The organism is Desulfobacca acetoxidans DSM 11109, assembly GCF_000195295.1.
In the GTDB taxonomy this organism is placed as follows: Bacteria; Desulfobacterota; Desulfobaccia; order Desulfobaccales; family Desulfobaccaceae; genus Desulfobacca; species Desulfobacca acetoxidans.
In genome coordinates this window covers 368,832-390,146 of record NC_015388.1, presented here as the reverse complement: position 1 = coordinate 390,146, position 21,315 = coordinate 368,832, and the positions used below count along the sequence as shown (strand labels likewise).

Sequence of the window (21,315 nt, the reverse complement as noted above, 5' to 3'; positions counted from 1 at the left end):
CGCACCTGCCGGAACCCATACTTGTTCCTATAAGCCGCTCTACTTTCTTGGAGGAAGGGATCAGGTGAGGCGGCGAAACGGCAGCCGCCGTTTCCTGGTCAATCAGTCAGCAGATCCCGGATAGACTTTAGTTCCTCCTTAATATCTTGCATACATGCATAGAGGGCATCATTAGAGGGAAGCGGCATTGCTTTCGAGGTCTTGGCAACAGCGGCATTACCACTTTTGAGATGTTTCTGGCTCAGATGCTGCTTTACCCCCTGAAGAGTGTATCTTTCCTCTTCCAGAAGATGTTTGATTTCCAGGATCAGGTCAATATCCGCTTGGCGGTACAGGCGCTGTTTGGAGAGACGGCGGTTGGGCGTCAGAATCTGCAATTCTGACTCCCAGTACCGCAATATATGAGGATTGACACCGGTGAGTTGGCTCACCTCGCCGATGCGAAATAATTTTTTTGGCGCCGATGTCTTGAGGCATTGACAATCTCCAGCTTGCATGATCTTCAAGTCCGGAGTTTGGCGCCAAATTTCTCCTGCAGCCCTTGGATGACGGCCTCGTGCCAGGGGTCGACCACCTCATCAGTAAGGGTGCGCTCCGGGTCCCGGTAATGAAGGTGGAAGGCCAGGCTGCGCTCGCCCGGAGGAACCGGTGGGCCGGCATAAACATCAAAGAGCTGGGCTTCAACCAACCAAGGATGTCCCAAGGCATAAATGGCTTCGGTAACCTGATCGGACGGCCAAGAAGCCGCCAGAGTCACCGCCAGGTCCCGATAAACCGCCGGATAGCGCGGCAGCGGCGTGAAGTGAGCACATTCCTTGGCCGCGGCAGTCACAAGGACAAAATCTAGTTGAAATACATACGCCCGCGGTTTCAAATCAAACTGTTCGGCAATGTCTGGATGAATCTCTCCAAACCAGCCCAAGACAGTCTCCCCGGATTGTATTAAGGCGCCGGGACACAGGAAGGAAACTGATGCCGGTTTGAAATTGACCGGGTTAACCAACAGTCCGGCTAATAAATTTTCCACGACGCCTTTTACGTCATAGTAATCGAGCGCGGTCTCCGCCAGGTTCCAGGCCGGGGTGGTGCGGGCTCCGGTCAGCAGGCCGGCCAGCATCAAAGGTTCATCCGGCAGCTTTCCGCCGGAGCATGGCCAGAAAGTCTTGCCGATCTCGAAGATCTTAACATCTTTAATGAAATGGGCAGCGTTAAGCCGCATGTTCTGCAGCAGACCAGGGATCAGCGACCGGCGCATGACCGCCTGTTCTTCACTGATGGGATTGGCCACTTTCACAAAGGACCGATCAGGATCCTCGCCTTCTAGAAGGGTTGTAAGACGATCCGGCTGAAAGGCGTAATTAATGACCTCGAAAAACCCCATCCCTAAAAGCAATTCCCTGGCCTTTTCCCGCAGGCGGGCTTCTTTGGGGGGGCGTGCGGCTGACATAGCCAACCGGGGGAGCGTCACCGGAATCTTGTCATAGCCGTGCAACCGCGCCACCTCTTCGATGAGGTCGACCTCACGGGTCAGGTCACCGCGATACGATGGCACCTGCACGGTTAATGCATCCGCATCCTCCGTAATCGGCGGCATCTGCAACCGGCGCAGAATATCGCTGACCAGCGGTTTGTCCAGCGGCGTTCCTAAAACCGCGCTGGTGCGCCCGAGGCGGAGCCGCAAGCGGGGTCGAGAGATAGGTCGGGGACAGACATCGATAAGTCCATGTAAAATTCTGCCGCCCCCAAACTCTGCCATTAATTGAGCCGCTCGGTCCAGCGCCGGCAGGAGGGTCTCCGGATCTATGCCTCGTTCAAAACGATAGGAGGATTCGCTGGACAATCCCAATCTTTTAGAGGCCCGACGGATGGATGGAGGGTTGAAGTAGGCACTCTCAATCAATACCCGGCGGGTATCACCGGTCACTTCCGAAGCCTGGCCGCCCATAACCCCGGCGATAGCCACAGGTACCGCCGCATCGCAGATTAGGAGAGTTTCCCAAGCCAGAGGTCGGTCCTGCCCGTCCAGGGTGGTGAATCTGGTTTCTTCGGTTCGAGGTCGGCGAACAATAATGCGACCTCCCTGCAAACAGTCGAAATCGAAGGCATGCAGCGGCTGCCCGTATTCCAGCAAGACATAGTTGGTGACATCTACCAGATTATTAATGGCCCGGAAGCCGCTGACCTGTAGCCGCCGACGCAGCCAGAAAGGCGAGGGCCGGACTTGTAGATCAACCACCATACGGGCGGTGTAGCGGGGACAGTTCTCCGGATCCTCAATATCCACTGCAGCCCAACGCTGGATGGATTCGGTGTCGGGTTGTAATTCCACGGACGGCAGACGCAATGGAACATCCAGTAACGCCGATACCTCGCGGGCCAGCCCCAGGACGCTCAAACAGTCCGGACGGTTGGGGGTGATAGCTACTTCCAATACCATATCTCTGAGGCTCAGGGCCTCGACCAGATCAGAACCAACGGTAAGGTCAGAGGGCAGTTCCATCAGTCCGGAGTGGTCATCTGAAAGGCCTAACTCATCTTCTGCCAAAAGCATGCCCTCAGAAAGAATACCCCGCAATTTGACGGCCTTTAAAGGCTTCCCATCAGCCAATACGGCTCCTACCGGAGCAAAGGGATATAACCCCCCGGCTTGGACATTGGGAGCGCCGCAAACTACCCGATAACGCCGCCGGCCATCAAAAACATCGGCCAGTTTAAGACGGTCGGCCTGCGGATGCGCCGCCACCTGCTCGACCCGGCCGACCATCACGCCAACAAAACGCACGTCTGGAATTTCCACCGCCTCGACCTCCAGCCCCGCCAACGTCAATCGATCCGCCAGCTCTTCCGGGGGGACGGCCACCTCGACAAAATCTTTTAGCCAATTAATGCTCAGTCGCATAATGTCTTATGAATATTCCGTCAATGAAAAAATCGCGGCAATCGGGATCGCTGCCCGATTAATAGCTGCCATTCCTGGGTGCCAACCTGCTCATCAGCTTTTCAGGTTCTCGGCCTATGGTTGTTTTATTTTTATACCCCGAGTGACCAGAATTTCAAGCCACAAATGTGCGAAGAAGAGTCTTCCTTGCAGCACTTAAAGACGGCAGGCGCGGCCCGCCCAATGAGTAAATTGCCGATAAATTATCGATAATGGGATAGGGCGGCCCATGGCCGCCGCTGATGTTTAACATGGTCGATGAGAAAAAAATTTGTATGAAAGCAGTGGGCAGTGAGCAGATAAAGCATTATTGTGAGCTACTGCCGCGGTCCTGTTTTCATGCTTCGTTGTGTTCCTCAGAACATGATGACTTTTGATATGGAAAGAACGGGATAATGCCGATTAGACCTTTTTACTCCGCCGGAAGTCTCCCAGGCCTTTTTCTTTGGCCAACTGTCGACGTTGCTCGGAATAGTTGCGAGACACCAAGGGATATTTTTTAGCATCCAGGCCAAACCGCTCATAGTAGTCTGCCGGTGTCATCTGATGCGCCCGTCTCAGATGCGCCTTGAGGGTCTTGAACTTCTGACCACATTCTAAACAGACGATATAGTCATCCTGCAATGATTCTTCAACCGGAATAGCTGGTTTAAGACCTGTCATTCCTTTAGTTTCAGTAGGAGTTACTTCAGGGCTAGGGGCTGTAGCCGCTTCCCCGGCCAATTCTGCCAGAGTGTTATAAACTGACTTTATCTCGCTTATTAACTCTTGGGAAGATAACTCACTGATAGATGCATGCGAGGTAATAATTTGAGCCGTCATTTTCAGCAACTCAGTTGCCATGATCCCTTCTCCTTTTTGTAAGTTATATTTCTAATAATTATTAAGATTTTTTGAAATATTTACTACTCAACCCTTATAATCACTTAACTATATAATATTATCGCTTTATACCTAACTTATTAAACTATGTCAAGAAATCTTTCAGACTGTAAAATAATTTCTTAAAGAATATTATTCAAAACTTTTAGTGCCGAGCCGATAAATCAATGTCTTATGTGCTTCCCTCACCAGAGGTTTATTTGTATCCCTACATCAAAAGTAAACGTTTAGCTGTATTAGCCTCCTTGCAGTAAACCCCAACGCTGTTCATTCGGTTCGCATTATTTACCAGATAAATAGCATTTCAGTTAGATGAGTATGACCGAACCGGATAATCATAAACTAACCGAAAGTCCTGAGTCCTGGATTAAATAACCAATCCAACCGCCGAACTTTTTCACGTTGACGGTTTTAGCGGTTTTCTGTTAGATTGCCGGTATCAAGAGGCCGGATGTATCCGCCCGCCTTTCTTTGCTTGGCTCCGTAGGTGGGAGTGTGGCAAAGACGGCGGCACCTAACACATCAAGGAAAGGGGTGCTCAGGGTATGCAAAGGGGCAAGTGGCCGTTTATGTGCCTTGTTTGGTTGGTCTTTAGTCTAATATGTTGCGGTTGCAGCACCAGGACCGAGCCGGAAGTACGTCTCGGGATAAATGCTGAGCTGACTGGCAGCAAGCCGACGGTGGGTGATTCTTGCAAAAAGGCGGCCGAGTATTTGGCGGCCCAGATTAATCAGGGGGGCGGCCTCAAGGTAGGTAATAAAGCCCTTCCGGTACGATTATTTATCGAAGACAACGAAGACAAGGCGGAGTCCGCCGCCGCCGCGGCTCAGAAGTTGATCAATCAGAATAATGTCTTGGCCATCATCGGTCCCAACGCCTCCGGCAATGCCATCCCCGCCGCCCGCATCTGTGAGGACAACGGCGTCATCATGATCAGCCCCTGGTCTACCAATCCCAAGACTACCGAAGGCAAAAAGTTCATTTTTCGGGCGTGCTTCATTGATGATTTTCAAGGACAGGTAATGGCCAAGTTCGCCCGCCAAAAACTCCGGGTCGGCACCGCGGCGGTACTGTATGATGTGGCCAGCGAATATAACAAGGGTATTGCTGAATTTTTTAAGAAGTTTTTTGAGGCCGACGGCGGCAAGGTCGTTGCCTTCGCTTCCTACACTACGGGCGATAAAGATTTCTCTTCCCAGCTTACTACTATTAAGGCGACTAATCCTCAATTGTTGTTTCTGCCCAACTATTACAATGAGGTACCTCTCCAGGTGAAGCAGGCCCGCAACCAAGGACTAATTGGCGACATCATCGGCTCAGATTCCTGGGGCAGCCAGGAGTTGCTCAAACTTGGTGGTCAGGAGTTGGAAGGGGCATATTTCAGTACGCACTACGCACCTGACCTAGCCTCCCCCAGAGCGCAGAAATTCATCAGTGAATATGAGACATGCTACGGGAAAAAACCTGACGACGTTGCAGCGTTGACTTATGACGCCGGTCTGCTGCTTTGCCAGGCTATCATTCAAGCCGGTTCGCTTGATCGGGGCAAGGTGCGGGATGCCCTAGCACAGATTACGGAATACGAAGGCGTCACCGGCAGGATGACCTTTAGAGGCAGTGGCGATCCCATCAAGAGCGCCGTTATTCTGCAGATTCGTGACGGGCAATTCAAGTATTTTGCCACCGTGCAGCCATGATCTCCATCATACTCGAAAGATGGCAGACGCTTGTTGCATCGCGTTAGGTAATTAGGCAGGATGGCTCTAGCACTCCAATACCTCCTCAACGCCCTGCAATTGGGAAGCGTTTACGCCCTGATCGCCTTGGGCTACTCTATGGTATATGGTATCCTCACCATGATCAATTTCGCCCATGGTGATATCTTCATGGTGGGCGCCTATCTGGCCATGTGGGCCGCCTGTTTTCTATTGGGATTAAACCTGACGTTCCCGGCGATGTTTGTCTTTCTTGGTGCCCTCCTGTTCTCCATGACCTTGACGGCTGTTTTGGGAGTTGCCATCGAACGCCTGGCCTATCGTCCCTTGAGACAGGCCCCACGCGTTTCGGCAGTCATTACCGCCCTCGGTGTAGGGCTTTTCCTGGAAAACTTCACCTTGGCCACCATCGGTCCCGAACCTCGGCAGATTCCGGCCATTATTCCGGTGCAACAACTTTCCTGGGCCGGGATATCGTTTACCAATATCCAGATCTTGATCATCATCGTGGCTATCGGGCTCATGCTCCTGTTGGACTGGGTGGTCCGACACACTATGACCGGCATGGCCATGCGGGCCATTTCCTATGATTGCCAGGTTGCGCCCCTTATGGGAGTTCCGGTGAATCGGGTGATCTCCCTGACGTTTGCCATCGGTTCAGCTATCGCCGGAGCTGGGGGGCTGCTCTATGGTCTGGCATATCCCGTGCTTGATCCCTATATGGGGATTCGCATCGGTTGGTGGGCCTTCATTTCCGCCGTAGTCGGCGGCATCGGTAATATCCGGGGAGCCATGCTGGGGGGCTTTCTCTTGGGTGCGGTAGAAATATTCACTCCGGTGCTACTGGCTTCCTCCACCTACCGCGACTGCGTTGCTTTTTCAATGCTGCTAATTCTCCTGGTATTCAAGCCAACCGGCATCTTGGGGCGGCCGACATTTGAAAAGGTTTAATCGGCGTAATCACCTGCCCTGTCTGAGATAAAAAAATCCCCTCACTTCAGTTTACGACGCTCTTGAGGTGAGGGGAATTAATTAAGGGTATGTTTCCTCAGACCTGAAACTATTTAGGGCCGCGGCAACAGACCCGCCTTTTCGACAATCTCGGGAACCTTCTGCTCCCACTCGATAGCCATGATGTGGAAGCCTTTGACGCCTTTAACTTCTTTAAGGCGCTGAATGCTTTCGACGCAGATCTTGATGCCCTCTTCAGCCTGTTTTTCTTTGGGAACCCCGGCCATGCGCTTGACGACATCATCGGGCACATCCATGCCGGGAACCTTGTTCTTCATGTATTTGGCCATGCCGACCGATTTCATCGGGGTAATACCGGCCAGGATATAGACCTTCTCATCCAGACCCCGGTCACGGACGCCTTCCATCCACTTCTCGAATTTATCCAGATTAAAGATACATTGGGTCTGGATAAATTCGACGCCGGCCTTGACCTTTTTGGCAAGGCGGGCGACGCGCAGTTCGAAGGGGTCGGCGAAAGGGTTGGCCGCGGCGCCGATGAACATCTTGGGCGGACCGTCGATCTTCTCGCCGCCCTGAAACTTCCCTTCATCCCGCATGTTCTTGACCATGTTGATCAATTGAATCGAATCGATGTCATGGACACAGGCGGCCATGGGATGATCACCGAAGGACGTATGATCGCCAGAGAGGCAGAGCATGTTATCGATCCCGTGGGCGTAGGCGCCGAGGATATCGCTCTGCATTGCCAGACGGTTTCGATCCCGGGTGACCATCTGCAAAATGGGGTTGAGTCCGAGTTGCTTTAAGAGAATACAGGCGGAAAGGCTGGACATCCTAACCATGGCGGTCTGGTTGTCCGTGACGTTGACGGCGTCGACGTAGCCCTTGAGCAGATTAGCCTTTTCGCGCACTTTCTCCGGCAGGGCCCCACGAGGCGGCCCACACTCGGAAGTAACAGCCAGCTTTCCCGATGCCAAAATCTTTTCCAGTGTGCTATCCGTCTTCATGATGCCAAATCCTCTCTAAAAATCTTTCGAGGTCCTCCGCCGCCCCCGGAACGCCAGTCCTTGGCAGGTAAGTTCTCTTCATAGAGTTCAGTCTTGCCCAAAGCCTTCAGCCTATCCCAGATGAGCTGCCAGGCGCAGTCAACATCGGGATTAATTTCGCATTTGCCATTGGTTGAGCCGCCACAGGGACCATTGAGCAACTGCTTGGAACAGCGGCTGATAGGACAGATTCCCCCTGTGTATCCCAGGACACAGTCGCCGCATCCCTTACACCGTTCGGCCCACAGGCCGGGCGCCTCGGACGCGCCCATGAACTTGGTGTTCACTGCAGGGAAAACGGGCATATGGCTAAAACGCCGCGCCACCTCCTGCACACCGCAGCCGCAGGCCATGGAGAGCACGACGTCGACCTCTTCGATGAGCGGGGCTAGTTGCTCCACGTATTCGGGGTCGCACTGTCTCTCTAAAGTGATTTCTTTGATTTCAATGGGATGATTTTCCTTCTGGAAGTGCATCTTGAGGGCCGAGGCGAGAATTCCTACCTCCTTGCGGCCTCCAGCGGCGCACACCGTGACGCACTCATTGCATCCAGCCAGCAAAATGCGGCGAAACGGCTTGACGCATTCGATGAGTTCCGCCATCGGTTTTCGTTCAGCAGTAATCATGTTTGCTTACTCTCCTTTTCCTTCTGGGTCAGCCTGCAGCCAGGTGTTATGCCGCACGCGCCACTTTGGCGGGATTGGGTCCGAGTTTCCTGATCTTTTCAGTAAAATCAGTGGCAACCTGAGCAAAACGATCACCCATGCCCGCCGACATCTCGAACATTTCGACGCGCTCGCCGCCGATGCCGATATCATCCAAGATTTTTCTGACATGGGCTAGACGCCGCTTAGCCTTCACGTTGCCGTTCCTAAAATGGCAGTCTCCCTCTAAACAGCCGGCAATATACACCCCGTCGGCGCCTTTTTCGATGGCCTTCATCAGGTGAATGACATCGACCTTGCCGGAACAGGGAACTCGAATGATTTTGACGTTAGGCGGATACGAGATCCTCATACTACCCGCCATGTCCGCGGCGGTATAGGCGCAATAATGGCAACAAAAAGCAACAATTACAGGTTCAAAGTTCTCCATCAGCACATCCTTTCCAGAAGACCGTCCAATTTCGCCGCAATCTGGTCATCCTCAAATTGCATGAGCTGAATCGCTTTGGCCGGGCATTCCGCGGCACAAACACCACATCCGTGGCATTTGGCCGGATCGATCTCCGAATAGCCCTTATCATTGATAAACGGCACGTCGAAGGGGCAGGCCCGTACGCAGATGAGACAGGCGGCGCAAATCTCCCCGTCTACCTGAGCCACGGCGGCCGGCAGGTTGATCGTATCACCGGCCAGGAAGGTCATCGCCCGTCCTGCCGCAGCCTGAGCCTGAGCGATACTCTCACAGACAAGTTTAGGCGAATGAGCTGTTCCAGCCACAAAGAAGCCCGGATTTGGCAGATCAATCGGTCTTAGCTTGACATGCTCTTCGAGAAAATAGCCATCTGAAGTACCGGGAAGATTAAATATCCGGCCCAGACTAGTCGTGGTCTCCTTGTCAGCCATAAACCCGGTGCTCAACGCCAGACAATCGGCCTTCACCTGCACTTTTTGCCCCAGTATAGGGTCTGTAAAAACAACCGTGACCTGGTCGCCGTCAGGGGTCGCTACGGGTTTGTCTTCCAATTTATAGGTTGCGAAAAGAACGCCCTGTTCGCGCGCCTTCCGATAATAGTCCTCATGGAAACCATAGGTGCGCATATCGCGATAGAGAATCATAATCGGCAGTTCTGGGTTGAGTTCACGCAGCCTGAGGGCGTTCTTGACCGCCGCCTGGCAGCAGATGCGCGAGCAGTTCGGATTTTCCGGCACGCGAGAGCCGACGCACTGAATCATGACGACGTTGCGCCAACTTTTGGCCACTTCCGGGGTCTCCGCCAGGACGTCCTGCAGATCGAGTTGTGTCACGACGGCCTTGCTTTGACCTAACAGGTATTCCTTCGGCCGGTTTGGGATGGCGCCTGTAGCCAGGATGCCCACTCCGTGCTCGATCTCCTTATAGGCCTTTTCGGGTCCAACCTGAATCCCTGTCTTAAACATTCCAGCTACACCAGAATGATCCACCACCGTCGCCTGTTTAAGAACCTGGATGCCGCGGTGCTGTTCGGTTCTCTTGATGAGATCGCTCATAAAGGCCCGGACGTCGTCCCCTTCTATAGTTTTGCGAAGGGTTTTGGCTACGCCGCCGAGCTCCGCAGAGCGCTCTACCAGGTGAACCTTATAGCCCATGTCCGCCAGACTCAGCGCCGCTGTCATACCCGAGACGCCGCCGCCGACCACCAGGACGTCTTTGTTCATCGGCAGGGTGTATTCCTGCAAGGGGCGGGAAAAACGTACCGCTGAGACGCCCATTCGCATCAATTCGTGCGCTTTTTGGGTGGCGTCCTTGGGACGGTCGGCATGCACCCAAGTATCTTGATCCCTGAGGTTGACAATCTCCACAAGGTATTTGTTCAGACCCGCCTTGCGGATCGTGTCCTGAAAGATGGGTTCATGTGTTCTGGGCGAACAGGCGCCGACCACAACCCGGTTGAGGCCTTTATCTTTTATAACCTGCTGGATACGCTCCAGAGATTCCCGGCTGCAGCCTTGACCTATTACCTCGGAAACGACCACATCCGACAGCTTGGCAGCCTGTTGCACAATCTCATTGACATCAACCACGCTTCCGATATTGAAGCCGCAATCGCAGACAAAAACCCCGATCTTCAGGCTTTCCCCCGAAACGTCGCGCTCAGGAGGCAGCTCCGCCTGCCAGTCGGAAGTGGTACGAAGCGGCGTAAGATCCCCGGCCGCCTTGAGACTTGCGGCACTGGCTTCCACCAAGGTCCCCGGGATATCCTTGGGACTCTGAAAAATGCCGCAAACATAAATCCCCGGCCGGCTCGTGGCCACTGGATCAAACCCGCCGGTTTGGGCATAGCCGTATTCGTTCAGATCGATGCCAAGCTGCTGGCCCAGTTCCTTCACCTCCGGTGCAATCCGGAAACCGGTGGTAAGGACTACCAGGTCATAGTTTTCCACCACCAACTTGGAATCCGTATCGGAGAGATAGCGGATTTCAATCTCTCCGGTATACTGACATTCCTCCTCAACCGGCTGGAGGGAATGCGGGCGGCAACGTACCAGGCGGATGCCTAAATCATTTTTGGCCCTCTGCAGGTAGAGTTCGTAATCCTTGCCAAAGGTCCGCATATCCATATAAAAGATGGTTGTCTCGATGTCATTCTGGAAGCGCTCTTTGGTAACGATCGCCTCCTTCAAGGCATACATACAACAGGCGCTCGAACAATAAGGAACAGCGTTTTTCTGCATCCCGCGAGACCCGATACATTGGATCCAGGCAATTTTCTGGGGTTTCTTACCGTCCGAGGGGCGGAGCAATTCGCCTTTGGTCGGGCCGAAGGCGGACAGAATCCGCTCATATTCCAGGTTGGTGACAACGTTGGGATAGATTCCATAGCCATACCCGCCTAGATCGCTGGGAACATAGACCTCGGCGCCTAATGCCAGAATCACCGAACCAACTTCAATTTCCTGGGTTTTAGGGCCATCGTCCAGGATGATCGCTCCGGCTGGGCAGACCTTGACCAACTCATCTTTGTTCGTACACTTCTCCATATCAATGGAAAAGGCATCTGGTGTAGTCTTGGGATAGCGCATGCAGGTCGGAGCCCGATGGTCCAAACCAGGGGTAAATCGTACACACTCAGGAAATTTCCGGTAGCACTCACCGCAGGCCGTACACTTTTCAGTATCAATGTATCGGGGTGCTGTCGTGAGGGTGGCTTTGAAACGGCCTGCCTCCCCTTCCAGATTCGTCAACTGGGTCGCGGTCATAAGATCAATGTGTAGCTGGCGACCGCTTTCGGCGAGATGGGGAGACAGGGTGCAAAAATCGCAGTTGTTGGTGGGAAAGGTTCGGTCAAGTTGAATCGATATCCCGCCTATGGAGAAGGCCTTATCGATCAAAACGACCTCACGGTTGGCTTCCGCCAGATCCAGTGAGGCTTTGATGCCGCCTATACCTCCTCCGACCACTAGCACCTTGTTGCTCGTTCTTTTCTTTTCTTGCATCTGTACCCGATCTTACTTGTAAGGTTCTTGTCGTAAATCCGGATTGTTGAAGTGAAATCCGGTGTCAAAGGCTGGCGCAGTTCGATCATTGCCGAAAACCGGCGCCACCGTCCGGGCGCCAGGGCCTGGCGCCCCTAGGGGGAGTTCTTCCAATGTTGAGGCAGTTCTTTATCTTACCGTCTTTCCCCATCTGATGCCGGCTGCAAACCTTTCCCCGCCTTCAAAATAACCGGGGGATGTCTATTTCCGCTCCGGATTGGGGGCTTGCATTAAGTGTGGTCTCTCCCTTCGACTACACCGTCACCCATGACCGGTGGGTATTGGCTAGACGCTGAGGAGAATCCACACCTTGAGCCGGCGTTGGCTCAACCAGAACCGCACAACTACCTGACAATCTGCATGTATGAAGATGCATAGACCTCCTTTTTCTTTGTCCGCCTTCGCCTTGCCTGCCTGCCTGCCGGCCTGGCCGTGAGTCGACAACGGTAAAGATTAAGTATACGTCATTGATACATTCCTGGTTCTCTATTCAAAGTCTGAAAACAAGCGGTATCCGGTTGTTACTCCAGTGTCTCATTCAAAGGCCGTTCGATATCCGCCACGTTAAACCTTACCTTAACCTTGCTGTGCGTTCTCTCTCAATAGGCCAAGCGTCCATGAGTAACTGCGCAAAAATGATTAAAATTGTCTTTTACACTGTCAAGTGATAAAATGCTCAAGCTATTATGTATCATCTGTTCGAAAATACGCAAGAGATTTTTGACGTCAAAATCCTCCATTGAGATGGAAAGACGGTGAAAAGCCATCGGATTCCCTCTCTTTTTTATAAGTTGTCATGTTCTGATGATCACAACGAAATATAAAAACAGAACCGTGGCGGCTGCTCACAATAATTTTTTTCCTGCTCACTGCCCACTGCCCACTGTTTTTATAAAAGTAAAGGTAATTTGCCTTATGGGGAGCGGTCAACTTCCAACCAGATGGGGGTCAGTCAATTGGAGAGATGTTATATTTGCTTATTATCTATCTCTTGTGTCAAGATAGTATAGCTATTCAAAAGACGAAACTTCCGACTTTACCATATGAAACCCACGCCCTTGAAACTATTCCTCCTTTCCTTGGCGCTGATCCTCCTGGCCTGGATCTTGTCGGCGGGAACTTTGCTCAACCTTTATATTCAGCAGGTTTTGATGTATGTAGGAATCAATATTATTCTCACTCTCAGCCTCAACCTGGTGAATGGTTATATGGGAGAGTTTTCGGTAGGCCACGCCGGATTCATGGCCATCGGGGCTTATGTAGCCTCATTGCTGACGGTGGCGGTGTTTCCCACCGCCTGGGGGCCGCTCATCTTCCCGTTGGTCTTGGTCATCGGTGGCCTAGCCGCCGCTTTGGCGGGGCTGGTCATCGCCTTCCCTTCATTTCGTACCCGTGGGGATTATCTGGCCATCGTCACCCTGGCCTTTAATATGATAGTCAAGAGCGTCCTGGAGAATATCGACGCCGTCGGGGGACCCCGGGGCTATCTGGGTATGGCCCGGCTCACCGATCTAACCTGGGTGGTTTTTTGGGTATTGATTACTCTTTTGGTGCTGCGGAATTTTATTTATTCCAATTTCGGCCGAGGTGTGTTGGCCATCCGGGAGGATGAACTGGCCGCCAATCTGGTCGGCGTCAATACGCCGCGTCTGAAGATCTATGCCTTCTGTTTATCCGCCTTTTTCGCCGGGGTGGCCGGTGGGTTATATGCCCACCTGTTGCAGTTTATCAATCCCCGTAGTTTCTCTATTCTTAAATCTACTGATATGTTGGTCATGGTGTATTTAGGAGGTGTTGGTTCTCTAACCGGATCGGTGTTGGGTGCCGCTCTCTACACCCTACTCATGGAGGTGCTCCGGCCATTGGAATTATGGCGTTGGGTGTTGGGGCCGTTGTTGTTGGTGTTGCTCATGATTTTTCGGCCTACCGGGATCATGGGACTCAAGGAGTCAAAGTGGATCAGGCCGGCAGCAGAGCAGGGATGATTCGGGCCGGTTGCCGGACCGCCTTTAGGGATGGCAGCGAGTCAATCAATTTCTTACTCGGGTTAAAAAATCGGGTTGCCACGTGCCACTTTTAGAGATCACCGAACTCTCTCACCGATTCGGCGGCCTGCAGGCGGTAGCCGACTTTTCCCTTTATCTAGAAAATGGCGGTCTAATGGGACTCATCGGTCCCAACGGCGCCGGTAAAACCACCATCTTCAACCTTATTACCGGGGTCTACCCCCCCACAACGGGACGTATCTGCTTTGCCGGGCGGGAGATCACCGGTTGGCCCGGCTACCGCATCATGGCCGCGGGCATGGGGCGCACGTTTCAGAATATCCGTCTTTTTAAAGACTTGAGTGTCTTGGACAACGTCCGGCTGGGGGCCTCGGCCCAATATCCTTACTCTTTCCTCCAAACCATCGGCCGGACGCCAGCCTTCAACCGCCAGGAGCGTCAATTTATCGTTCAAGCCATGGAAATGCTGGAACGCTTTGGCCTAGCGCGCTATGCCCAGACCCCGGCTCGGCAACTGCCGTATGGCGAGCAGCGTCGGTTGGAAATGGCGCGGGCCCTGATCAGCCGGCCCAAACTGCTGCTGTTGGACGAACCGGCGGCAGGAATGAACCAGGCGGAGACCGTTGCCCTGATAGAACTGCTGCGGAAGCTGTGGCGCGAATTCGAGCTCACTATCCTGCTTATAGAACATCACATGGGCGTGGTCCTGAATCTGTGTCAGCAGGTACTCGTGTTGGATTTTGGCGACACGATCTTTGTCGGCCCCCCGCAAGAGGCCCAGACCCATCCCAAAGTTTTGGAAGCCTACCTGGGAAAGGAGAAATGAAGCGTGACCATGCTGCTGGAAATCGACGACCTCTGGGTGGCCTATGACCATATCCAGGCTGTACGAGGGGTTTCTTTTTCCATTGCTTCGGGAGAAATTGTCACCCTGATCGGGGCTAATGGTGCCGGTAAATCAACCATTTTGCGGGCCATCTCCGGTTTGCAGCCCATAACCAGCGGCGGCAGGTACTTTGCTGGCCAGGACCTAAGCAAGTGGTCGGCGCATCAGATTGCCCAGAACGGCATCGCCCATGTTCCCGAGGGCCGGGGCGTCTTCGGGAACCTGACGGTGCTCGAAAACCTGCGTCTGGCCGCCTACGGCCGCCGGGACAACCAGGTCGCCTCGGATCTGGACCGGGTCCTCACCCTTTTCCCTCGCCTGGCGGAGCGCCGCTGCCAATGGGGAGGCACCCTGTCAGGGGGCGAGCAGCAGATGCTTGCCGTCGGTCGCGCCCTGATGCGCCGCGGCCAGCTCCTGCTTCTGGATGAACCTTCCATGGGGCTGGCGCCTTTCCTGGTCAAAGAAATCTTCAAGATCATCAGCGAGATCAATCGCCAAGGGACTACCATACTTCTCGTAGAGCAAAACGCTTATATGTCCCTAAAAATTGCCCATCGCGGTTATGTGCTTGAAACCGGGGAGATCATTCTATCCGGCGACAGCCGTCAGCTCTTGGGCAATCCGCTGGTGCAAAAAGCCTACCTCGGGCATTGAAAAGCGACCGTTTGGCTTGCACCGGCACCGGCATCCGGCTGTATCGTTCAACCACCTTCCTTCCTCCCGCGGTTTCGGTAATAAATAATCCGCAGTCCCTCCAGGGTGAGATATTCATCCACCAGATCAATGCTCTGGGCTTCAGAGGCGATGAGACAGGCGAGACCGCCGGTAGCAATAACCTTTACCGGTTCCGCCAGCGCCTCTTTGATGCGGCGCACGATGCCGTCCACGAGACCGGCGTAACCGTAAATGATGCCGGCATTCATACTGCTGATAGTATCTTTGGCGATGACGTGCTTCGGTTTACTAAAGATTTCCACCCGGGGGAGTTTGGAAGCCCGCTGAAACAATGCCTCGCAGGAAATCATGACGCCCGGAGCAATAAGGCCGCCCAGATATTCGCCCAGGGTAGAGACGACGTCGAAAGTAGTGGCTGTACCGAAATCTACGACGATGGCCGCGGCTTTGACCTGTTCATAGGCGGCCACGGCGTTGACGATGCGGTCGGCCCCTACCTCCTTGGGATTATCATAATAAATGGGCATGCCGGTCTTGATGCCCGGTCCTACCATGAGGGGCTTGACCTGCAGGTAACGGCGGGAGAATTTCTCCAAGGTATTGATCATCGGGGGTACGACGCAGGAGATGGCCAGATCCATCCCCGGTTGCAGGGTCAGATTTTGGGACTGGAACAGATTGCGCAACAATACGCCGTATTCGTCCGCAGTGGTCTCTTTCTCAGTGCGGATGCGCCAGTCGCTGATGAGTTTATGATCGCGATAGACACCAATTACCGTATTGGTATTGCCGACGTCCATGACTATGAGCACCGTGTAAACCTCCCTCGGCAACGTTCTGGAATTGGAAAAAAGGGGCTCGGCCGACTGAACTCAATCCTCAATCCCTAAATGAGTTTCGATCAGATCGGCGATCTCCTGAGCAATGGCTTCCACTTCCTCAGGGTCTTCCCCCTCGCACATGACCCGCAGCTTCGCTTCGGTACCGGAGTAACGGATAAGCAGTCGCCCCCGATCGCCGAGTTTTTCTTCAGCGGCGCGAATACCCTGATATATAGGTGGGATTTGGCTCAGGTCTTTTTTCTCCCGCACCCTAACGTTGAGCAGGGCTTGGGGATAGACCTCCATAATCTTGGCCAGGTCGGCCAAGGATCTGCCCGTAGAATGCATAATGGCCAGCAGTTGGAGGGCGCTCAGGGTCCCGTCGCCGGTGGTGCTGTGGTCCCAAAAGATAATGTGTCCTGATTGTTCACCCCCCAAATTATAGCCGCCTTGGAGCATCCGTTCGATGACGTAACGGTCGCCTACCTGGGTTCGGATCAAACGGCAGCCCATCTTTTTGAGAGCAATCTCCAGCCCCATATTGCTCATCACCGTGGCCACCAGGGTTTTTTTGCGCAAGTCGCCTTTCTCATGCAGGTGATGACTGCAGATAGCCATAATATGGTCACCATCGACGATGTTGCCCTGATGGTCGACGCAGATCACCCGGTCGCCGTCGCCGTCCAGGGCGATGCCGATATCGGCATCGTGCCGCCGTACCAGAGATTGAATGGTCGCCGGATAGGTGGAGCCGCACTGTCGGTTGATGTTCTTGCCATTGGGCCTGACGCCGAAGGGAATGACCTCGGCACCCAGTTCCTGCAACACCGCCGGGGCAACTTTGTATGCGGCGCCGTGGGCGCAATCAAGGACGATCTTGAAACCTTTGAAGTCCAGATTTTTTGGCAGGGTGCTCTTTAAATACGAGTTATAGCGGCCGGAGGCATCATCTATCCGCAAGGCCTGGCCAACACCAGTGGCCGTGGGGCAGTGGCTGCCCAACTCCGGGTTGAGCATCAACTCCTCCATGCGAACCTCCATCTCATCCGGCAGCTTAAGACCCTCATGAGAGAAAAACTTGATGCCGTTGTCTTGATAAGGGTTATGGGAGGCAGAGATCACGACGCCGGCATCGGCCCGCATCGAACTGGTGATAAAAGCAATGCCCGGGGTTGGCATAGGTCCAACTAACATGACGTCCACCCCCATAGAGCAGATGCCAGCGGTTATGGCGTATTCCAGGATATAACCAGAGAGCCGCGTGTCTTTGCCCACCACGATGCGGTGCCGTCTCGCCCCGTTCTTTACTACATAGGCGATAACATTGCCAAGTTTGAGGGCTACGTCGGCAGTCATGGGGTATTCGTTGGCTACCCCACGAATGCCGTCGGTGCCGAATAATTTTCTCATGCAGTTTCCTCTTGTCTTAAAGATTATCCGCCGGCCGGTAATTGGCCTCAAGCATCTTTACCTCCCCAGAATTGAGGAGATATTTGGCCAAAACCAGGCGCACCTTACCATCTAAAACGAAGAGTCGAACAATATCACTTTGGTCAAAAAGTTGCCGGGCGATGGCATAAATATTCAGATCAGTCACGGTTTCGGCAAAATCCTCCGGAGCAGGTTGGAGTTCCCGCGCCTGGGCAATCGAAGGCGTAATCTTACCCAACAATTGGCCGACGCGCCCGTGCAACTGGCCCTCATGCGCGATGGCGGCATTGACGGCGCCGCAATGTTCATGTCCCAATACCATCAGCAGAGGAACCTCCAGATGTTCTACGGCGTATTCGATGCTGGCCAGGGAAACCGAATCCAGCACCTGGCCAGCGGTGCGGACCACGAAAATTTCTCCGAGATTCATGTCGAAAAGAAGCTCAGGCGAAACTCGGGAATCGGAACAACCCAATACTGCTGCCATGGGCTTCTGACCCTTGGTTAACTTTTCCCGCCGGATGCTAAATTCACGCGGCGCTCGCATATTCTGGCAAAAACGCTGATTACCGGCAATAAGATTCTCCAGGGCAACTTTGGCTCCTGCCGCTGCTTTAGACATGATTAACCCCCCTGAATTCATTTTATCTTAATAAGAGAGTATACTTTACCAAGATATTTTTGACCTGCAAATATATCACAAAAAATCCGATTTCCATCCCCATCCTGGAATATTGCGCCATGCCTTGCCTTTTGCGGTCGTATGGGTATACTTGGTATATAAATTGGCATGTTCTGGTGATCACAGCGAAATATGAAAACAGACCATGGCGGCTGCTCACCGCCCACCGCCCACGGCTCACTGTTTTTATAAAAGCCAAACTTGCGAAAACAGCGATTTTTATTGAAGACGCTGCGGTGAGGCTTTACAATAAAAGAAAAAAATTACTGAAATTTCTGTCTAAAGTTTATTTAAGGGCACATCATGGAACATGCACATTTAGGGTCACTGCTGGCACTTATCGGCATGATTCTCCTGCTGGTGGTCAATTTCAATCGGCGATCGGCCAGGCGGCGGCGGGTATGGACCGGCACTGATATAGCCGTACAAAAATATGGCTCTTTAGTGGCCTATGCCATACTGGCCCTGGGACTTCTCCTGTTATTGGGACGCCGAGCAACTTAGAAATGGCGTGAGATGACGCAAAAATAACAATTTATCCGACCGAAAAGGCATTTTATCGATAAAAGAAGATGCACCCGACCCTACAGATGATTTTTTATATGGGGGAGTAGCATTGATGACCATAAGGAATTGCAGTGGCTACAAAAGCAGGTGAGTGCAATGTAACCTAGGATGCCTGGCATGAGACGCTTTAGCTTTCTTTCCTCAAGATATGCCCTCATTGCGATGCTGATAGTTACCGTCTTTCTCTTGGGTGTCGGACTGTATCTGGGCTATATCTCCGCCGACCAGATGCGTCGTATCATCAAAGAGGATTTCAATCAACAGCAGTTGATTCTGGCCAGGCACACCGCCAGTCTGTTGGAACAGGACATCAACTTCCTGAAACGAGAACTCAGCACCCTAAATCTATCCCCCTCCATCCAGTATCTGGAGCACCTGACTTGGGCCAACCGTATGCGGGTAACTCTCTCCAGCGTTCGTGAGGAAGGAGTGATAGAGATTCGCCGGGTCAATAAAGACGGGACCCGGGCCTACTCGGTGGATGAACGAGGGGTGGAACATATCGTTACCGGGTCTTTTCAGGCCAAGCCATACCTGAAGTGGGCTCTCGCCCCTCAAAATAAGGGACATATCTTTGTAGCTCCGGTGCAGACACAACTGCCTAATTATGTTGGCCGCCTTATTATGATCATGGCCGTGCCCACGTATGAGGAATCCGTGGATGAAAGTCATCCGCATCCCTCTGGCGATCCTGCCGGGGTTCTGACTTTTTTCATTGATGCGCACTATCTGGCCAAAAAATTCACCAGGGATATTCAGAGCGGTAAAACTGGCTATGGCTGGATTATGGATAGTCAGGAGATTTTTTTATACCACCCCGAACGGGACTTTATCGGCAAGAATGCCTTTGAGGTGCGCAAAGCCCGGATGCCGGCTATTTCATTTGACGCCATCAATCAAATCCAACGCCAAAAAATGCTGGCCGGCCAGGAAGGGTGGGGGGAATATATCTCCGGCTGGCATAAAGGCCAGGCTGGCGGGGAAATTAAAAAACTCATCGCCTATGCCCCGGTTAAGTTAATTGGGCAGGACGTCATTACCCATCACCAAGACCCTTATTTCTGGTCCGTAGCCGTCGTTGCCGCTGCCGGAGAAGTGGAAGGCGCCATCCACTCGGTATATAAGCGGCAGTTTTTTCTCCAGATTATTATCGGTATTTTCGTCCTCTTCGGCGCCATGTTTATGATTAATTATCGCTTTGAACGCCAGTTCACGGGCTCCCTGCAAAAAGAAGTAGAAATCCAGAGGAAGGAACTGCAAAAGTCTGAAGCGCGCTATAAAGGCCTGGTGGAAAACGCTACAGACCTGATCTATACGGTCGATAATGAGGGCCGCATCCTTTCCATTAATCGCTTTGCCGCCAATTTTCTTTCTCACCGACAGTCGATCGGTACCCCGCCAACCCAGGAGGTTTCTGGAGACACATGTGTCCTTCCTGAAGATTTTATCGGTCGCACTTTCTATGAAGTAATGTCCGACAAATCCGCTGATTTTCATATGGAGTGGATACAGGAGATCCGGAATACGGGGAGGTCACGCAGCAAACGCCACCAGGTGAGCATCGGCGACCGGGAATTCTGGTTTTCCACCAGCATTGTTGGATTGAAAGATGAATTCGGCCAGGTCTACGCCTATGAGATCATTTCCCGGGATGTTACCGGTCGGAAAACTATGGAGGACCGTCTCATTAACATGGAAAAGCTTGCATCCATCGGCACCCTGGCTGCCGGAGTAGCCCATGAAATCAACAATCCGATCTCGGTTATCTTAGGGTTTAGTGAAATTCTGCTGGAACAGACGGAACAGATGCCGGATCTCCACGAAACCTTGAAAATAATTGAAGAAGAAGGTCTCAAATGTAAAAAAATTGTAGAGAATCTCATGACCTTTGCCCGGACCCCGGAGCGTATCGAGATTGTCACCGATATCAATAATACTTTAGACAAAATGATTCAGGTGGTGAAAAATACCCTACTTACCAAAAAGATCCGTCTCGAAACCAACTTTCAACCTGGGTTACCCCAGGTAAAGGGTGATCCGCAGGAACTGCAACAGGTGTTTATCAACCTGATCAACAACGCCGTAGCAGCCATGAAAGGCGGCGGCCTCCTCAAGGTCAAGACCGCTTTAACCCATGACCGTCAGAAGGTCATGATCGAATTCTCCGACACGGGCAGGGGGATTCCAAAGAAAGATCAGCCCAAGATCTTCGATCCCTTCTTCACCACCAAAAAAGTTGGTGAAGGCACCGGCCTGGGACTATCCATGTGTTATGGCATTATCACCAAATTTGGTGGCAACATTAGTTTTGTCAGCTATCCGGTGGAAGATTATCCTGGTAAACATGGGACCTCTTTTACGGTTCAACTGCCGCTGGCCTCCCCGAGCGAATTAGGCAGCCTCGAAGACCGGTCAGTCGTGTCGAATCCAGAAGCCCCTTAAGCTCGAAACCGGCTTCCGGCTATCAGCAGTTAACGAGTATCACTAACAAATACTCAATTATGATGTTCGCG

General features: G+C 52.7%; 17 protein-coding genes. 7 read left to right on the top strand and 10 right to left on the bottom strand.

The genetic code is table 11. The annotated features are described in order from the left end of the window. Positions 1 to 98 precede the first annotated feature (98 nt). The 3 genes from DESAC_RS01560 to DESAC_RS01550 all read right to left on the bottom strand — a co-directional run bounded on the left by DESAC_RS01560 (position 99) and on the right by DESAC_RS01550 (position 3,781). Complete coding sequence (locus tag DESAC_RS01560; protein WP_013705323.1) at positions 99 to 497, bottom strand: MerR family transcriptional regulator; 399 nt, start codon at positions 495 to 497, stop codon at positions 99 to 101. Positions 498 to 502: 5 nt separating this feature from the next. After that, positions 503 to 2,899, bottom strand: a complete 2,397-nt coding sequence (gene pheT, locus DESAC_RS01555) for a phenylalanine--tRNA ligase subunit beta (protein ID WP_013705322.1) — start codon at positions 2,897 to 2,899, stop codon at positions 503 to 505. A 441-nt stretch (positions 2,900 to 3,340) separates the two neighbouring features. Then, positions 3,341 to 3,781: a Ros/MucR family transcriptional regulator gene (locus DESAC_RS01550; protein WP_013705321.1), complete on the bottom strand. Its 441-nt coding sequence runs from the start codon at positions 3,779 to 3,781 to the stop codon at positions 3,341 to 3,343. Between the two features lie 608 nt (positions 3,782 to 4,389). Here DESAC_RS01550 and DESAC_RS01545 point away from each other — a divergent pair. After that, positions 4,390 to 5,517 carry an ABC transporter substrate-binding protein gene (locus tag DESAC_RS01545; RefSeq protein WP_041284085.1) on the top strand — a complete coding sequence of 376 codons (1,128 nt, stop codon included), beginning with the start codon at positions 4,390 to 4,392 and terminating at the stop codon, positions 5,515 to 5,517. A gap of 60 nt (positions 5,518 to 5,577) precedes the next feature. Next, positions 5,578 to 6,486, top strand: coding sequence for a branched-chain amino acid ABC transporter permease (locus DESAC_RS01540; protein ID WP_013705319.1), 909 nt, complete (start codon positions 5,578 to 5,580; stop codon positions 6,484 to 6,486). Positions 6,487 to 6,599: 113 nt separating this feature from the next. Here DESAC_RS01540 and DESAC_RS01535 read toward each other — a convergent pair whose 3' ends face one another. Genes DESAC_RS01535 through DESAC_RS01520 form a run of 4 tightly spaced genes read right to left on the bottom strand, consistent with a single transcriptional unit; the run spans position 6,600 to position 11,695 of the window. Further along, positions 6,600 to 7,517 carry a methylenetetrahydrofolate reductase gene (locus DESAC_RS01535; RefSeq protein WP_013705318.1) on the bottom strand — a complete coding sequence of 306 codons (918 nt, stop codon included), beginning with the start codon at positions 7,515 to 7,517 and terminating at the stop codon, positions 6,600 to 6,602. Then, entirely contained in the window at positions 7,514 to 8,182 is a 669-nt protein-coding gene (locus DESAC_RS01530) for a methylenetetrahydrofolate reductase C-terminal domain-containing protein (RefSeq protein WP_013705317.1), read from the bottom strand. Before DESAC_RS01530 ends, DESAC_RS01535 begins: the two co-directional genes overlap by 4 nt. A 46-nt stretch (positions 8,183 to 8,228) precedes the next feature. After that, a complete protein-coding gene (locus tag DESAC_RS01525) occupies positions 8,229 to 8,651 on the bottom strand; it encodes a hydrogenase iron-sulfur subunit (RefSeq protein ID WP_013705316.1) in 423 nt (140 codons plus the stop codon). Further along, a complete protein-coding gene (locus DESAC_RS01520; RefSeq protein ID WP_013705315.1) occupies positions 8,651 to 11,695 on the bottom strand; it encodes an FAD-dependent oxidoreductase in 3,045 nt (1,014 codons plus the stop codon). The genes DESAC_RS01525 and DESAC_RS01520 overlap by 1 nt, the downstream gene beginning before the upstream one ends. Before the next feature lie 1,097 nt (positions 11,696 to 12,792). Here DESAC_RS01520 and DESAC_RS01515 point away from each other — a divergent pair. The 3 genes from DESAC_RS01515 to DESAC_RS01505 all read left to right on the top strand — a co-directional run bounded on the left by DESAC_RS01515 (position 12,793) and on the right by DESAC_RS01505 (position 15,280). Continuing rightward, positions 12,793 to 13,719, top strand: coding sequence for a branched-chain amino acid ABC transporter permease (locus tag DESAC_RS01515; RefSeq protein ID WP_258164924.1), 927 nt, complete (start codon positions 12,793 to 12,795; stop codon positions 13,717 to 13,719). A gap of 82 nt (positions 13,720 to 13,801) precedes the next feature. Beyond that, on the top strand, positions 13,802 to 14,566 hold the full coding sequence (locus DESAC_RS01510) for an ABC transporter ATP-binding protein (RefSeq protein WP_013705312.1): 765 nt from the start codon (positions 13,802 to 13,804) through the stop codon (positions 14,564 to 14,566). Between the two features lie 9 nt (positions 14,567 to 14,575). Further along, positions 14,576 to 15,280 (top strand): ABC transporter ATP-binding protein, encoded by a 705-nt coding sequence (locus tag DESAC_RS01505; RefSeq protein WP_041283731.1) that lies wholly within the window; start codon positions 14,576 to 14,578, stop codon positions 15,278 to 15,280. Positions 15,281 to 15,327: 47 nt separating this feature from the next. Here DESAC_RS01505 and DESAC_RS01500 read toward each other — a convergent pair whose 3' ends face one another. The 3 genes from DESAC_RS01500 to DESAC_RS01490 are packed head-to-tail and all read right to left on the bottom strand — an operon-like array spanning position 15,328 to position 18,175. Further along, the gene (locus DESAC_RS01500) at positions 15,328 to 16,113 is read right to left on the bottom strand and encodes a type III pantothenate kinase (protein ID WP_013705310.1); all 786 of its coding nucleotides are present in this window, start codon (positions 16,111 to 16,113) and stop codon (positions 15,328 to 15,330) included. 60 nt (positions 16,114 to 16,173) lie between these two features. Then, positions 16,174 to 17,532 carry a phosphoglucosamine mutase gene (gene glmM, locus DESAC_RS01495; RefSeq protein WP_013705309.1) on the bottom strand — a complete coding sequence of 453 codons (1,359 nt, stop codon included), beginning with the start codon at positions 17,530 to 17,532 and terminating at the stop codon, positions 16,174 to 16,176. A 16-nt stretch (positions 17,533 to 17,548) separates the two neighbouring features. Then, on the bottom strand, positions 17,549 to 18,175 hold the full coding sequence (locus DESAC_RS01490) for a carbonic anhydrase (protein WP_013705308.1): 627 nt from the start codon (positions 18,173 to 18,175) through the stop codon (positions 17,549 to 17,551). Between the two features lie 363 nt (positions 18,176 to 18,538). On the opposite strand from DESAC_RS01490, the gene DESAC_RS01485 reads away from it, so the two are divergent. Both DESAC_RS01485 and DESAC_RS14910 read left to right on the top strand, forming a co-directional pair. Next, positions 18,539 to 18,739, top strand: a complete 201-nt coding sequence (locus tag DESAC_RS01485) for a hypothetical protein (protein ID WP_013705306.1) — start codon at positions 18,539 to 18,541, stop codon at positions 18,737 to 18,739. Positions 18,740 to 18,919: 180 nt separating this feature from the next. Continuing rightward, positions 18,920 to 21,244: a sensor histidine kinase gene (locus DESAC_RS14910; protein WP_013705305.1), complete on the top strand. Its 2,325-nt coding sequence runs from the start codon at positions 18,920 to 18,922 to the stop codon at positions 21,242 to 21,244. The last annotated feature ends 71 nt before the right edge of the window (positions 21,245 to 21,315 follow it).